The 14,689-nt window shown below is 60.7% G+C and carries 14 protein-coding genes; 8 read left to right on the top strand and 6 right to left on the bottom strand.

The features are described from left to right. Window positions 1–36 precede the first annotated feature (36 nt). The 4 genes from ACP7C6_RS18330 to ACP7C6_RS18345 all read left to right on the top strand — a co-directional run bounded on the left by ACP7C6_RS18330 (window position 37) and on the right by ACP7C6_RS18345 (window position 4,336). Window positions 37–1,014, top strand: a complete 978-nt coding sequence (locus ACP7C6_RS18330) for an asparaginase (RefSeq protein ID WP_426109074.1) — start codon at window positions 37–39, stop codon at window positions 1,012–1,014. A 50-nt stretch (window positions 1,015–1,064) separates the two neighbouring features. Continuing rightward, window positions 1,065–2,057 carry an AraC family transcriptional regulator gene (locus ACP7C6_RS18335; protein ID WP_028618522.1) on the top strand — a complete coding sequence of 331 codons (993 nt, stop codon included), beginning with the start codon at window positions 1,065–1,067 and terminating at the stop codon, window positions 2,055–2,057. Window positions 2,058–2,210: 153 nt separating this feature from the next. Further along, complete coding sequence (locus tag ACP7C6_RS18340) at window positions 2,211–3,248, top strand: histone deacetylase family protein (RefSeq protein ID WP_068937800.1); 1,038 nt, start codon at window positions 2,211–2,213, stop codon at window positions 3,246–3,248. After that, window positions 3,245–4,336: a polyamine ABC transporter substrate-binding protein gene (locus ACP7C6_RS18345; protein ID WP_028618524.1), complete on the top strand. Its 1,092-nt coding sequence runs from the start codon at window positions 3,245–3,247 to the stop codon at window positions 4,334–4,336. The genes ACP7C6_RS18340 and ACP7C6_RS18345 overlap by 4 nt, the downstream gene beginning before the upstream one ends. A 13-nt stretch (window positions 4,337–4,349) precedes the next feature. Here the strand turns inward: ACP7C6_RS18345 and ACP7C6_RS18350 are convergent, their stop codons facing one another. Beyond that, window positions 4,350–4,718 carry a hypothetical protein gene (locus ACP7C6_RS18350; protein WP_353632025.1) on the bottom strand — a complete coding sequence of 123 codons (369 nt, stop codon included), beginning with the start codon at window positions 4,716–4,718 and terminating at the stop codon, window positions 4,350–4,352. A 43-nt stretch (window positions 4,719–4,761) separates the two neighbouring features. Beyond that, window positions 4,762–6,300 carry a PLP-dependent aminotransferase family protein gene (locus ACP7C6_RS18355; RefSeq protein WP_426109075.1) on the bottom strand — a complete coding sequence of 513 codons (1,539 nt, stop codon included), beginning with the start codon at window positions 6,298–6,300 and terminating at the stop codon, window positions 4,762–4,764. A gap of 87 nt (window positions 6,301–6,387) precedes the next feature. Between ACP7C6_RS18355 and ACP7C6_RS18360 the strand changes: the two genes are divergently transcribed. The 3 genes from ACP7C6_RS18360 to ACP7C6_RS18370 are packed head-to-tail and all read left to right on the top strand — an operon-like array spanning window position 6,388 to window position 8,151. Then, complete coding sequence (locus ACP7C6_RS18360) at window positions 6,388–7,026, top strand: FMN-binding negative transcriptional regulator (RefSeq protein ID WP_426109076.1); 639 nt, start codon at window positions 6,388–6,390, stop codon at window positions 7,024–7,026. Further along, the gene (locus tag ACP7C6_RS18365; RefSeq protein WP_028618528.1) at window positions 7,023–7,469 is read left to right on the top strand and encodes a GNAT family N-acetyltransferase; all 447 of its coding nucleotides are present in this window, start codon (window positions 7,023–7,025) and stop codon (window positions 7,467–7,469) included. The genes ACP7C6_RS18360 and ACP7C6_RS18365 overlap by 4 nt, the downstream gene beginning before the upstream one ends. A gap of 10 nt (window positions 7,470–7,479) precedes the next feature. Further along, entirely contained in the window at window positions 7,480–8,151 is a 672-nt protein-coding gene (locus ACP7C6_RS18370; RefSeq protein WP_068937797.1) for a GNAT family N-acetyltransferase, read from the top strand. A gap of 41 nt (window positions 8,152–8,192) precedes the next feature. Here the strand turns inward: ACP7C6_RS18370 and ACP7C6_RS18375 are convergent, their stop codons facing one another. Together ACP7C6_RS18375 and ACP7C6_RS18380 are read right to left on the bottom strand one after the other, a co-directional pair. Then, the gene (locus ACP7C6_RS18375) at window positions 8,193–8,468 is read right to left on the bottom strand and encodes a helix-turn-helix domain-containing protein (protein WP_122686997.1); all 276 of its coding nucleotides are present in this window, start codon (window positions 8,466–8,468) and stop codon (window positions 8,193–8,195) included. Continuing rightward, a complete protein-coding gene (locus tag ACP7C6_RS18380) occupies window positions 8,465–9,745 on the bottom strand; it encodes a type II toxin-antitoxin system HipA family toxin (RefSeq protein WP_426109122.1) in 1,281 nt (426 codons plus the stop codon). The genes ACP7C6_RS18375 and ACP7C6_RS18380 overlap by 4 nt, the downstream gene beginning before the upstream one ends. 316 nt (window positions 9,746–10,061) lie before the next feature. On the opposite strand from ACP7C6_RS18380, the gene ACP7C6_RS18385 reads away from it, so the two are divergent. Continuing rightward, the gene (locus tag ACP7C6_RS18385) at window positions 10,062–11,354 is read left to right on the top strand and encodes an autotransporter outer membrane beta-barrel domain-containing protein (protein WP_311893517.1); all 1,293 of its coding nucleotides are present in this window, start codon (window positions 10,062–10,064) and stop codon (window positions 11,352–11,354) included. 75 nt (window positions 11,355–11,429) lie between these two features. On the opposite strand, the gene oadA is transcribed toward ACP7C6_RS18385, so the two are convergent. Beyond that, window positions 11,430–13,238, bottom strand: coding sequence for a sodium-extruding oxaloacetate decarboxylase subunit alpha (oadA, locus tag ACP7C6_RS18390; protein WP_068937795.1), 1,809 nt, complete (start codon window positions 13,236–13,238; stop codon window positions 11,430–11,432). Between the two features lie 11 nt (window positions 13,239–13,249). Next, entirely contained in the window at window positions 13,250–14,665 is a 1,416-nt protein-coding gene (locus ACP7C6_RS18395) for an acetyl-CoA carboxylase biotin carboxylase subunit (protein ID WP_016978663.1), read from the bottom strand. Window positions 14,666–14,689 lie beyond the last annotated feature (24 nt).

Genomic DNA, 14,689 nt, shown 5'->3' on the forward strand with positions numbered 1-14,689 from the left:
TGGGCCCGGCGGCGTTTTTCGTTCAGGAGAATCTCAATGTCAGCATCCAACAACGTCATGGTGCTCTACACCGGCGGCACCATCGGCATGCAGGCCAGCGCCAATGGCCTGGCCCCCGCATCCGGCTTCGAAGCCCGCATGCGCGAACAGCTTGCCAACGAGCAACTGCCCAACTGGCGTTTTCGCGAAATGTCGCCACTGATTGACAGCGCCAACATGACCCCGGACTACTGGCAGCGTTTGCGCACGGCCGTGGTCGAGGCGGTGGATGAAGGCTGCGATGGCGTACTGATCCTGCATGGCACCGACACTCTGGCCTACAGCGCGGCGGCCATGAGCTTCCAATTACTCGGCCTGCCTGCGCCAGTGGTGTTTACCGGCTCGATGTTGCCCGCCGGCGTGCCTGACAGCGATGCCTGGGAAAACGTCAGCGGCGCGTTGATTGCCCTGGGGACAGGCCTGGCGCCCGGCGTTCACCTGTATTTCCATGGCGCGCTGATGGCGCCGACCCGCTGCGCGAAGATCCGCAGTTTTGGCCGTCATCCGTTTGCCGCATTGCAACGCAACGGCGGCGTGGCCCAGGCTGATGTAATCCCGGCGGCGCTGCATTTTCGCCAGCCGAAAGCATTGGCCAATGTCGGCGTGCTGCCGCTGGTGCCTGGCATTGCTGCCGCGCAACTGGATGCGCTGATCGACAGCGGCATCCAGGCACTGATCCTTGAATGCTTCGGCAGCGGCACCGGGCCAAGCGACAACCCCGCGTTCCTCGCCAGCCTGCAACGCGCGCAGACTGAAGGGATTGCGGTCGTAGCCATCACCCAGTGCCACGAAGGCGGCGTAGAGCTGGACGTCTACGAAGCCGGCAGTCGCCTGCGCGGCGTGGGCGTCTTGTCCGGCGGCGGCATGACCCGGGAAGCAGCGTTCGGCAAGCTCAATGCGCTGATCGGTGCCGGGCTCGCTACCCAGGAAGTCCGCCGCCTGGTGGAGCTGGACCTGTGCGGCGAGTTGCGCTGAGCGGTATGTAACTTGCTCCTCTTCCAGCCATCCCGTGGCTGGAAGACTCTATGTTGCACTCCCATCTCACCACCCTCAACGCCGTCTCGCTGGTCATTAATGCGTTCAAGGCCGAAGGCTTGCCCGCTGAAACGTTGCTCGCGGGCAGCGGCATTTGCGCCGCCGACTTGAGCCGCGCCGACGCCTGCATCACCACCAACCAGGAGATGCGTGTATGTACCAATGCAGTCGCGCTGCGGCGGGATATTGGCCTCGAATTGGGCCGCAAGATGCATGTGTCGTCCTACGGCATGCTCGGTTATGCCCTGCTCACCTGTGCCACCTTCGGTGACGCTTTGCGCCTGGCTCTGCGCTACCCGGCGCTGTTGGGAACACTTTTCGAGCTGAGCCTGGAAAACGACGGTGAGCGTATCTGGCTGACTGCCGCCGATTACCGGGAAACGCCCGCGCTGGAAATGTTCAACGTCGAATTCTGCCTGGTTTCGCTGAAACTCATCTGCGACGACCTGCTGGGCCAGCCGCTGCCGTTACTCGGTGCGTGTTTCGAATACAGCGCGCCGGACTATCACGCGCGCTACCACGAGTGCTTCGCGTGCTCGCTGCATTTTGAAGCCAGCGCCAACGCCTTCGCGTTTGATAAGCGCTGGCTCGACCAGCCGCTGCCATTGGCCGACGCCGTCACCCATCAAGCCGTGACCGATCGCTGTCGCAAGCAGAACCTGGAGTTCACCGGGCGTCAGGCCTGGCTGGGTCGAATCCGCCGTCTGCTCGCCGCCCAGCTCCACGCCGCGCCCGGCATTGAAGGTTTGGCTGAGCAGATGAACTGTTCCGCGCGAACCTTGCGTCGGCGTCTGCATGACTTGGGCAGCAGCTACCAAGAACTGCTCGACGAGCTGCGCTTCGACCGCGCCAAACAGTTGCTGGGGCAGGACGAGCTGCCAATCTACCGAATCGCCGAACAACTCGGTTTCAGTGAAACCGCCAGCTTTCGCCACGCATTTGTACGCTGGAGTGGTGTGGCCCCCAGTCAATTTCGCCCCTGACGCATCGCAATGGCGCGCCGATGCGCGCTAACGGGGCGAATTGCGGACACACAATTTGGCCGTATTTATCCCCTTTTGGCCGCTCTTGCCGTTTTCTTAAAAGCGCCCCACCGCAAGACTGCATTGACTGACACAGCTTGCGGAGAACAACAAATGCTGACGATCTACTCAGACGATCACCACCTGCACCACGGCCGTTGTGAACTGATGGACGGGCAACTGATGCCCTGCTTCGAAATGCCCTCGCGGGCCGATCACGTGCTCCAACGGGTAAAAGACCGCGAACTGGGCCCGGTCCACGCCCCGCAGGACTTTGGCTTGGCACCGCTGCAACGCATCCACAGCCGCGACTACCTCGACTTCTTCCAAGGCGCCTGGCAACGCTGGACCGCCTACGGCCAGGACGGCGACCTGTTGCCCTACACCTGGCCCGCTCGCACCTTGCGCCGTGTGTTGCCCACCAGCCTGCACGGCCAACTCGGTTACTACAGCTTCGACGGCGGCGCGCCGATCACCGCCGGCACTTGGCAAGCGGCGTACAGCGCGGCGCAAGTGTCGCTCACGGCGCAACAGGCGATCCAGCAAGGCGCGCACAGTGCTTTCGCGCTGTGTCGCCCGCCAGGCCATCACGCTGCCAGCGATTTGATGGGCGGTTATTGCTACCTCAACAACGCCGCCATCGCCGCCCAGGCCTTTCTCGATCACGGCCACCAGAAGGTCGCGATCCTCGACGTCGACTACCACCACGGCAACGGCACGCAGTCGATTTTCTATGCGCGCAGCGACGTGCTGTTCACCTCGATCCACGGCCACCCGGAAGCAGAGTTCCCGTTTTTTCTCGGTTATGCCGATGAGTTGGGCGAAGGTGCAGGTGAAGGCTTCAACTTCAATTACCCGCTGCCGGCAGGTTCCGGCTGGGACCAGTGGAGCACAGCGCTTGAAGAGGCCTGCGCCGAGATTGAACGCTATGGCGCCGACATCATCGTCGTATCCCTGGGCGTGGACACCTTCAAGGACGACCCTATCTCGCAGTTCAAACTCGACAGCCCGGACTACCTGGCGATGGGCGCACGTATCGCCCGCCTGGGCAAACCCACGCTGTTCGTGATGGAAGGCGGCTACGCCGTCGAAGAAATCGGCATCAACGCCGTTAACGTCCTCGAAGGTTTCGAACAAGGATCAGCACCATGAAGATGCTCAAGTACGTTGCCCTCTGCGCTGCCGTTCTCGGCGGCGCGGCCCACGCCGAAGAGAAAACCCTGCGGGTCTACAACTGGTTCGACTACATCACGCCCAAAGCGCTCGAAGACTTCAAGACACAAAACCCCACGGTCAAATTGGTGTACGACATCTTCGATACCAACGAAGCCCTGGAAGCCAAACTGCTCACCGGAAACTCCGGCTATGACGTGGTAGTGCCGTCCAATGTGTTCCTGGCCAAGCAAATCGAGGCCGGAGTTTTCCAACCGCTGGACCGCAGCCAACTGCCCAACTGGAACCACCTCGACCCCAAGCTGATGAAGCTGATCGAAGCCAATGACCCGGGCAACAAATTCGCCGTGCCCTACATGTACGGCACCATCCTGATCGGCTTCAACCCCGACAAGGTCAAGGCAGCGTTGGGCAGCGACGCACCGGTCGACAGCTGGGACCTGATTTTCAAGGAAGAGAACATCAGCAAGCTCAAGCAATGTGGTGTCGCCCTGCTGGACTCGCCTTCGGAAATCCTGCCCCTGGCCCTGCAACACTTGGGCCTGGACCCCAACAGCAGCAACCCCAAAGATTATGAGAAAGCCGAAGCGCTGCTAATGAAAATCCGCCCGTACATCACCTATTTCCACTCGTCCAAGTACATGGCCGACATCGCCAACGGTGACATCTGCGTGGCCGTCGGCTATTCCGGCAGCTTCTCCCAGGCCGCCAACCGGGCCAAGGAGGCCAAGAACGGCGTGACCGTAGACATGCGCCTGCCCAAAGAAGGCGCGCCAATCTGGTTCGACATGCTCGCCATTCCCAAAGGTGCGAAAAACCCGCAGGACGCCTACACCTTTATTAACTACCTGCTGCAACCGCAGGTGATCGCCCCAATCAGCGATTTCGTCGGCTACCCCAACCCGAACAAGGACGCTACCGAGCAGGTCGATGCAGCAATCCGCAACAACCCCAACCTGTACCCCACCGAGGCGGCGATGGCCACGCTGTATACCTTGAAGCCGCTGGGCCGAGATGCGGAACGCGCCAGGACGCGGGCCTGGACCAAGATCAAGTCGGGCACGTAACGAGCGTCGCCTCTCAAGCCACGGGGCTCCCCAGGAAAATCTCGCGAGCCGCCGCATTGGCGAGGGGCCCGCGATAAACCCTTTGGCCGGTATTGTTTTCATACTCGCGGCCCAGCCTGCGCTGGGCCGCCGTTTTCAGGTGAGCGGCAGTCGGTTGCTGGTCAGGGGCTTGCAGACTGGCATAGTGAAAATGCGCATACCACAGAGACTTGTTGCCCGCGCTGAGGTCCTGAACCTCGTACTCCTGCAAGTAATCCGTCTTACCCTCAATCGTTTCGGGGACCTTAGGCGCCGCGAGCACAATGCCCCGGCTATCAACGCCAAGGTAGAGGGCCATCCTTTCGGTATGTCGGTAGGTAGTTGACTCGCGTACTTCGGTCACAGACGTAGCGGTTCCTCAACGCTATACCGCCTAAGCCCGTCGCCTAACCTGTCCAGGCCTCGCGCAATCGACCCAACGCCTGGCTGATCGCCGCCTCCGGCACTGCGGCAAACCCCAGCACCAGCCCGGCACGCTGATCGGGCGGGGTGCTGGAGTCGGGTAGCCAATAGCTGCTCAGGCCATTGACCTCCACCTCCACGGCGCGGGCCTGCTCCACCAATTGGTGCTCACGGGCCAGGCTGTCCACCCGCACGGTAAGGTGCAACCCAGCGGCCGTATTTGGCAGGTTGTCCACGCCCGGCAGCTCGCTTGGCCAGCCGTTCAGCAATGCGTTACGCCGACTGAGTGCGGCTCGGCGCATACGCCGGATGTGCCGCTGGAAATGCCCGGCCGCCATGAACTCGGCCATCACCGCCTGGGTACTCACTTCGGAATGGCGCATGTCCACCGCACGCCGCCGGGAGAATGCATCCACCAGTCCCACCGGCAAAACCAGATAGCCCAGGCGCAACGCGGGAAACGCCACCTTGCCGAAAGTACCGACGTAGAGCACCCTCCCGCTACGATCCAGGGCCGCCAGGGGCGACAACGGTGCGCCGCTGTAACGGTACTCGCCGTCGTAGTCATCCTCGATGATCCAGCCACCCGTGCGCTCGGCCCAGGCGAGCAATTCCAGGCGTCGCGCCAGGCTCATCACCACCCCCAACGGATACTGATGGGACGGCGTGACATAAGCCACCCGGCAGCCCTGCAGGGTGTTGAGCACCTGGCAATCAATGCCCTCGCCATCCACCGGCACGCCGTGCAACTTTCCGCCCGCCAGGGCGAACGCATGCCCGGCTGCGCGATAGCCAGGGTTTTCCACCGCCACGCCGTCACCGCGCTCTACCAGCAACTGTGCACAAAGGCTGATCGCCTGCTGCGCGCCACTGGTGATCACTATTTGTTCAGCCGTGCACTGCATGCCCCGTGAGCTACGCAGGTAGGCGGCGATCAAACCGCGCAGGCGACCGTCGCCCGCCGGGTCGCCGTAACAGAGTTGTTCCAGGTCCGGCTTGCGCCAAAACGCCCCGTTCAGCTTGGCCCATACCTCAAATGGGAACAGATCGAACGCCGGTACGCCTACCCGAAATGCCCGTGGCGGTCCCGCTGGAGGCTGGGGCAGATGGTTGGTTTTTATCTGCGCCAAGCCCCCGCTGTGGATAACTTCACTGTCCAGATCCTGCGGTAAATTGGCCCATTTTGTGGATAAGGCTGGGGATAAGCCTGTCGATAACCCTGTGGATACTTTTGTGGATAGTTTTTTAGCCGTGGGCAATTGGGCGACGTAAGTGCCGTCACCGACCCGACTCTCAATAAACCCCTCCGCATACAACTGGTCATAGGCGCGCACCACGCTGTTACGGGAAATCGACAACGCTGCCGCCAAGTCACGGGTAGCCGGCAAGCGCGTGCCGCTGACCAGCCGCCCGTCCAGCACGCGCTGGCGCAGGGCTTCATACAGCTGGCGAGTCAGCCCTTGGCGGCGGTCCAGCTCAATACCGGCGGGGTTGAACGACAAGGGCGGTGAGATAGGCGACATATTGGACCTATGAAATGGCTGCCAGATGGATCTTTAAACCAGCCATTAGCCTGCCTAGGATGCAAGCATTCGCCAAGGAATATTTGCATGTACACACCGCGCGCCTTTGCCCTCGATGATTTGCCCGAAATCCAGCAACTGATCCAGCACACTCGCCTGGCACAGCTTGTAACCGTTGGTGAGCAAGGCTTGCTGGCCAGCCACTTACCGCTGTTGCTTAACCCCGATGAGGGCGCGAACGGCACGCTGTACGGGCACCTGGCCAAAGCCAATCCTCAGTGGAGGGATTTGCAGAACGGTAGCGAAGCCCTGGTCATTTTTGCCGGTGCCGAGGCCTATATCAGCCCGGCGTTTTACCCGGCCAAGGCCGAGCACGGCAAAGTGGTGCCCACCTGGAACTACATCGCGGTGCACGCCTATGGCACGCCTGAGGTGTTCAGCGACGCCGAGCGCTTGCTCAGCGTGGTCACGGCGCTGACGGATCGCCATGAAGAAGGGCGCGCCCAGCCCTGGAAAGTCAGCGACGCCCCGGCTGACTACATTGACGGCATGCTCAAGGCCATCGTCGGCTTCGCCCTGCCGGTGGAGCGCCTGATCGGCAAACGCAAACTCAGCCAGAACCGCAGCCCGGCCGACATGGCTGGCGTACGCGACGGCCTGGCCGCCAGCCCCGACGTGCGCGACCAGACCCTCGCCCGCTTTATTCCCCAAGGAGCTTCTGAATGAGCCCGATCGACATCCGCCCCGTCACCGCCGCCGACCACGCCGCGTGGTTGCCGTTGTGGCAGGCATATTTGACGTTCTACAACACCGAACTGCCGGACGCTGTGAGCCAAAGCACCTGGCAACGCCTGATCGACGCCAACGAGCCGACCCATTCGGCGCTGGCCTGGCAGGATGGCAAGGCGGTGGGCATGGTCAACTTCATCTACCATCGTTCCAACTGGAGCATCGAAAACTCCTGCTACCTGCAGGATCTGTTGGTGGACCCGGCCCAACGCGGCACCGGTGTCGGCCGCAAGCTGATCGAATTCGTCTACACCACCGCCAAGGCCGATGGATGTGCCAAGGTGCACTGGCTGACCCACGAAACCAACGCCACCGCGATCCAGCTGTACGAACGCATCGCCGAACGCCCGGGTTTCATCCAATTTCGCAAAGGCCTTTAAGGAGCGCAGCATGTCCACTTCTCTCGCAGACTGGAAAGGCGTCCCGGCACCGACCGTGCAACTGCTTGAAGGGCGTTTTATCCGCCTGGAAAAACTCGACCCCACGCGCCATGGCGATGATTTATTTCAAGCGCTGCAAGGTCCCAATGCCGACCCGAAACTGTGGGATTACTTGCCCTACGGCCCATTCCCGGAGCGCAGCGCCTTCAATGACTGGCTGAACAACCACGCGGCCCACAAAGACCCGTATTTCTTCAGTGTGATCGACCGCGTCACCGGCCAGGTTCAGGGTCTACTCAGCCTGATGTCCATCGTCCCCGAGCAAGGTCGCATTGAAATCGGCCACGTCACCTTTGGCGCGCCGATGCAGCGCTCGCCGAAAAGCACCGAGGCGGTATACCTGCTGGCCAAATACGCGTTCGACCAAGGCAACCGCCGCCTGGAGTGGAAGTGCAACAACGCCAATGGCCGTTCCAAATACGCAGCCGAGCGATTGGGGTTCAGCTTTGAGGGCGTGTTCCGCCAGCACACAGTGGTGAAAGGCAAGAACCGGGATACCGCGTGGTACTCGATCATCGATTCGGAGTGGCCAAAGATTGAGGCGGGTTTTGAGGAGTGGTTGTCGCAGGCCAATCAGAGCGGTGACGGGCAGGTGAAAAGCCTGGCGCAGTGCCGGGCCTGATGATGTAGAGGATTGTTCCCACAGGGGTGGGAACAGTCGCGTCAAAGATCGCGCCGAACCTTCACCACGCCCATCCTCAACCCGAACGGCCTGAACACCGCATTCAGCGACTTCAGGGTCTGATTGCCCTCGCCATGCTCGATATGCACCAAGGTCCGCACCGAGATTTTGCACATTTTGGCAAATTGGCTTTGGTGCAGGCCAGTGACTTCGGTGCGCAGACGGCGTACGGCGTCGCCTATCTCAAGCGAACCATTGGTTAGGCCTTGTTCAATACTCTCAATGACGCGCGCCCGCTGATCAATCGAAAGGCTCATCTCAACCCCCAGGTTTTCAAGCGCTGATCAAGGTCACGCAAGCCAATTTGTGGATGGTTCAAGGTGACTTCCGGTAGACCGCTGGCAACCAGGATGTCGGGTAGTGCTCGTAGGTGTTCTGCATCTTGGCGCAGGCGTTCAAAGGCCAGTGCAGGATCGACAAATTGCGAAAGGGCATCACAAACGCCACGCCAATCAACCTCACCTGCCAACTCCAATGAGCGCGGCCATTTGGTCGAGCGGCTGATGCCTGCGTCATCCATGACCATAGGCGCCAGATCGTAAATCGGAGCCAGACGCAGGCTGTCATCACCGCGGATGATCGAGATGTTGCGCCCGTGATTGTCTGAATTACCCAAAATCTTGTTCAGCAAATCGCGGCGCAAGTACTCGGCTACGAGGTCAGTCACCTGCTCATCCTGGCCCGCTGCGCGCCAAAACCCGACTAGCATTTCCAGCACACTCGTATGGTTCATGCCAGCGACGTCAACTGCTATACCCGACAATGAGAGTATCGACTCGACCGCTAAACGTTTGACCCCTTTGGCACCGACACTGCGGTCGAATCGATGCATCCATAAGCTCGGTTTAATCCCGTCGGCGTCCTCAAGCGTCAGGCCCTCGGCCGCGACGGTATCAATTCCAAGCGCCTGAATGGCCTTGTAATAGTGGTACTCACTTCGAAGGATGTCTTGGTCGCTTTGCAAACCCTTGTTTCGGGAAAACTTGACAAACCAGTGCTGGCTCACCTGCTCATCGGCCAGCACAGCATCGGGATACAGCAGTCCTTCACGGCTTTGCGCCAGCAACAATTTAGGCGCTTCCCCCCCCGCGCCGGTAGCACCGCCAATCGCGGCGCCCTCCTCGTAAGCGTACTCAAGAAAGCGATTGTCGCGCCCCACTACCTCTTTTCGCTCGAACCCTATCGCTCGCCGCCCATCTTCTGTCTGGAGGGCTTCCTTGACGCGCATATGGCCAACGGGCGCGGGTGTACTGCGCGCCAGCAGAAATAGATCCTCTCTGATTCCGTCAGGTTTATCCTGCCCAATTCGCGCCATAAGAAAGCGCTTTGCGTCGCCAGCGGGTGCGATGTCATACAGAAAGGCAGGGGCTTGTTTTAGCGCTCCCTGCTCCCAGTTCAACGGCACTCTTGCACTGACCGCCTTGGCAAACAGGGTTTCAATCTGCTCGTAATGGCTGACCAAATAGTCAGACTCGTAGCCAAAACGACACGGGCTGTCGAAGCCTTTTTGCGGCTCGGCAAAATCCAAGGTCATCGCATCCTGCCAACGGCCCGTTTCAAAAACCTGGAGGGTGAGCCTGAGAGGGGTGTCTATTGGCAATTTAATGCACCTGGAAGTCAAGGTTCGTCACTTAAACTGCAATATAGTGCATAGAATCAAAGAAAGCTGCCTAAAAAACGCAATAAAATGCAAATCCATCAACCGCTAAGCTCAAGGCGGCCAATAACAGATGCGTTTTAATCGCACCGCACTAGAGACAACTCTCGCAAACCAGAGGTCGGTAGCCTGACAGTTATCGCCTCGCCATCTCGCTAAATTCCCGGCCTCATTCATCAGAGGTTGGGAATTCATGCCCTTTACACAGCACAGACTTGCATTTGTCATCGCCCTCGCCCTCAGCGCCGCCAGCCTTCAATCCGCGCAAGCGCGAGGCGATATCGAATACACGCCCTACATGTTTCAACCGTACGATGCGCTGCCAGATGAGTGGTTTGACGAGCCCGAAATCGAAGCCGCCCCACTCGATAGCTACCTCACCCAGAGAGCCACCTCGCACAATGGCTTGCAAGTGGCCAAGGTGCTGGAGCCCGCGCTGATAAGGTTACTTGAGTCCGGGGAGCTGACCTCCGAGGAAATCAAAGCCCTGGAAAAATTTGGCGATGCGCTGGATAAGCAACCCGGCGGGATCGGCGCAAGCCTTGAGCAATTGGCCGGTAGCCAGAACGCCAACCTCGCTGGCGCAACGCAAAACACCACGCAGCTACTGAGTAACCAATTGCTCTCGACGCTGCGCACGCTGCCCGCTGACGACAACGGTCACTTCTGGGTGCAGGGCGTGGGCAACGGCGGTAGCCTCGACAAACAAGGCGGCAGCGCCGGCCTGAAACACGATACCCACGGTCTGTTGTTGGGTGCCGACTGGGCACCGGATCATGCTTGGCGGGTTGGGGTCATGGGCGCCAAATCCAGCAGCAATCTCAATGCACAACGCTTCTCCGCCGACCTGGACAGCTGGCACCTGGGGGGTTATGCCGTGCGTACGGACGGGCCACTGGCCCTGCGCCTGGGAGTGATCTACAGCGACCATGCCGGCCGGAACAAACGTAACGTCAACCTGCTCGACTACAAGGAGCAGCTAAAGGGCAGCTACAACGCTCAAAGCCAAACCCTGTTCTCCGAGCTGGGCTATCAACTGGGCAGCACCGATGTCAGCGTCGAGCCCTTCGCTGGCATCGGCTTCCAACGCTACCACCGCGACAGTTTCAAGGAAACAGGAGGTTTGACGGCGTTGAACGTGGGCGCGCAAACCCAACAAAACCTGAGCAGCACCTTCGGCCTGCGCCTGGCAACGGTGTATCGGTTCGATAGGCAGATCAGCCTCACCCCTCACCTCAGCACAGGCTGGAAGCACCTCTACGGCGAAGTCGACAGCAAAGTCCGCCATTCCTACCGTGCCCTGCCAGGACTGATAGACGGCTTCACCGTCAAGGGCACCTCGCTCGACCGCAATAGCCTGGACCTGCAAGCCGGCCTGGACCTCGCGTTGTCGACACAACACACCTTAGGCCTGACCTACAGCGCCCAAGCCGGTACAAACAGCCGTAACCAAGGCTTGATGGGCCAATGGAGGATGAGCTTCTAACCCGGTCAAATTTCGGGCAAAAAAAAGGGGAGCACCTGCCCCCCCGAGGATTAAACGGTCGTGTCGAAGGCTGTATCAGCCTTCGATTTCAATCAGGATTTCGCCAGGGTTGACCCGGTCGCCCTTGGCCACATGAACGGCGGCCACCTTGCCGGCAATCGCTGCCTGCACTTCGGTTTCCATCTTCATGGCTTCGGTGATCAGCACGGCCTGGCCGGCCTTGACCACGTCGCCTTCCTTGACCAGCACGTCTACGATATTGCCCGGCATTGCGGTGCTGACATGACCCGGCGCAGTGGCGTGCTTGCGCTTGCTGCCGCCGGCGCTGACAAACTCGTTGAGCGGTTCGAACACCACTTCTTCCGGCATGCCGTCGATGGATAGGTAGAAGTGACGCTTGCCTTCAGCCTTCACGCCCACACCGGTGATGTCCACGCGGTAGCTTTCACCGTGCACGTCGATGACGAACTCGGTCGGCACGCCTTCGCCACCGGCACGGGCCACGCCGCCGGCTTCAGGAATCGGCAACAGCACTTCCGGCGCCAGGGTGCCGGCGTCGCGTTCTTCGAGGAACTTGCGCCCGATGTCCGGGAACATGGCGTAGGTCAGCACGTCTTCTTCGGACTTGGCCAACGCGCCGATTTCGCCGCGCAGCTTGGTCATTTCCGGCTTGAGCAGGTCGGCCGGGCGTACGTCGATCACTTCTTCACTTCCGATGGCCTGGCGGCGCAACTTCTCGTTCACGGTGCCAGGCGCCTTGCCGTAGCCGCCTTGCAGGTAGAGCTTCACTTCGTTGGTGATGGTCTTGTAGCGCTCGCCGGCCAGCACGTTGAAGAACGCCTGGGTGCCGACGATCTGAGAGGTCGGCGTCACCAGAGGCGGGAAGCCGAGGTCTTCACGTACGCGCGGGATTTCGGCCAGCACTTCGCTCATGCGATTGAGTGCGCCCTGCTCCTTCAACTGGTTGGCGAGGTTGGAAATCATCCCACCCGGCACCTGGTTGACTTGCACACGGGTGTCGACGGCGGTGAATTCGCTTTCGAACTGGTGGTATTTCTTACGCACGGCGTAGAAGTACAGACCGATTTCCTGCAGCAGTTCCAGGCTCAGGCCGGTGTCGAATTCGCTGCCTTTAAGGGCGGCGACCATCGACTCGGTCCCTGGGTGGCTGGTGCCCCAGGCGAAGCTGGAAATGGCGGTGTCGATGTGGTCGGCACCGTTTTCGATGGCCTTGAGCTGGCACATCGCGGCCAAACCAGCCGTGTCATGGGAGTGGATGAAGATCGGCAGGGCCTGCTCGGCCTTCAGCGCCTTGACCAGTTCGCCGGTGGCATATGGCGTCAGCAGACCGGCCATGTCCTTGATCGCGATGGAATCGCAACCCATGGCTTCCAGTTGCTTGGCCTGGGCCACGAACGCTTCAACGGTGTGCACCGGGCTGGTGGTGTAGGCGATGGTGCCTTGGGCATGTTTGCCGGCGGCTTTCACCGCTTCGATGGCCACGCGCAGGTTACGCACGTCGTTCATGGCGTCGAAGATGCGGAATACGTCGATGCCATTAACGGCGGCCTTGGCCACGAATGCCTTGACCACGTCGTCACTGTAGTGGCGGTAGCCCAGCAGGTTCTGGCCGCGCAGCAGCATTTGCAGGCGGGTGTTGGGCAACGCGGCGCGCAGTTTGCGCAGGCGCTCCCACGGGTCTTCTTTCAGGAAGCGCACGCAGGCGTCGAAGGTCGCGCCGCCCCAGACTTCCAGGGACCAGTAGCCGACTTTGTCGAGCTTGTCGCAGATCGGCAGCATGTCGTCGGTGCGCATGCGGGTCGCGAGCAACGATTGGTGGGCGTCGCGCAGGATGGTGTCGGTGACAAAGATTTTCTTGGACATTGTTGTATTCCTCACAGGCCTGCGTGGGCGGCGATGGCGGCGGCGATGGCCAGGGCCAGCTCTTCGGGTTTGCGCTTGATCGAGTAGTTGGTCAGTTCAGGGTGGGCTTCAACGAAGCTGGTGTTGAACTGGCCGCTGCGGAATTCCGGGTTGCGCAGGATTTCCTGGTAATAGGCGGCGGTGGTCTTCACGCCTTGCAGGCGCATGTCGTCCAGGGCACGCAGGCCACGGTCCATGGCTTCTTCCCAGGTCAACGCCCACACCACCAGTTTCAGGCACATGGAGTCGTAGAACGGCGGGATGGTGTAGCCGGTGTAGATCGCCGTGTCGGTGCGCACGCCAGGACCGCCGGGCGCGTAGTAACGGGTGATCTTGCCAAAGCTCGGGAGGAAGTTGTTTTTCGGGTCTTCGGCGTTGATACGGAACTGCAACGCGAAGCCACGGTGCTGGATGTCTTCCTGTTTCACCGACAGCGGCAGGCCCGAGGCGATGCGGATTTGTTCGCGGACGATGTCGATCCCGGTGATTTCTTCGGTGATGGTGTGTTCCACCTGCACGCGGGTGTTCATCTCCATGAAGTACACCTCGCCCTCGGCGAGCAGGAACTCCACGGTGCCGGCGTTCTCGTAGCCCACCGCCTTGGCGGCACGTACCGACAGGTCGCCGATGTAGGCGCGCTGTTCCGGTGTCAGTTGCGGGCTTGGAGCGATTTCAATGAGCTTCTGGTTACGACGCTGGATCGAGCAATCGCGCTCGAACAGGTGCACCACGTTGCCGAAGCTGTCACCGAGGATCTGCGCCTCGATGTGCTTGGGGTTGACGATGCACTTTTCCAGGAACACTTCCGCCGAACCGAAGGCCTTGGTGGCTTCGGAGATGACACGCGGGAAGGCTTGTTCAAGTTCTTCGCGGCTGTTGCAGCGACGGATACCACGGCCACCACCACCGGAGGTGGCCTTGAGCATCACCGGGTAACCGATGCGGTCGCCTTCGGTGAGTGCTTCGTGGATGTCCGCAACGTTACCTTCGGTGCCCGGCGTGACCGGCACACCGGCCTTGATCATGCTGCGTCGCGCTTCGGTCTTGTCGCCCATGCGGCGAATCACTTCCGCCGACGGGCCAATGAATTTGATGCCACGTTCGGCGCAGATGTCCGCCAGTTCGGCGTTCTCCGACAAAAAGCCGTAGCCGGGATGCAGCGCATCACAACCGGTTTCCACCGCCAGGTTCACCAGCTTGCGCGGGTTCAGGTAGCCAGCCAGCGGCTCTGCACCAATGCTGTGGGCTTCGTCGGCACGCTTGACGTGCAACGCGTGGCGGTCGGCGTCGGAGTAGACCGCGACCGAGCGAATGCCCATCTCGGCGCAGGCACGCACGATTCGTACGGCAATTTCACCACGGTTGGCGATCAGGATCTTTTTTATCACTTGGAAATTCCCTTGAGCCGATTG

It is taken from the genome of Pseudomonas sp. TWR1-1-4 (assembly GCF_049897165.1).
Taxonomy (GTDB): domain Bacteria; phylum Pseudomonadota; class Gammaproteobacteria; order Pseudomonadales; family Pseudomonadaceae; genus Aquipseudomonas; species Aquipseudomonas canadensis.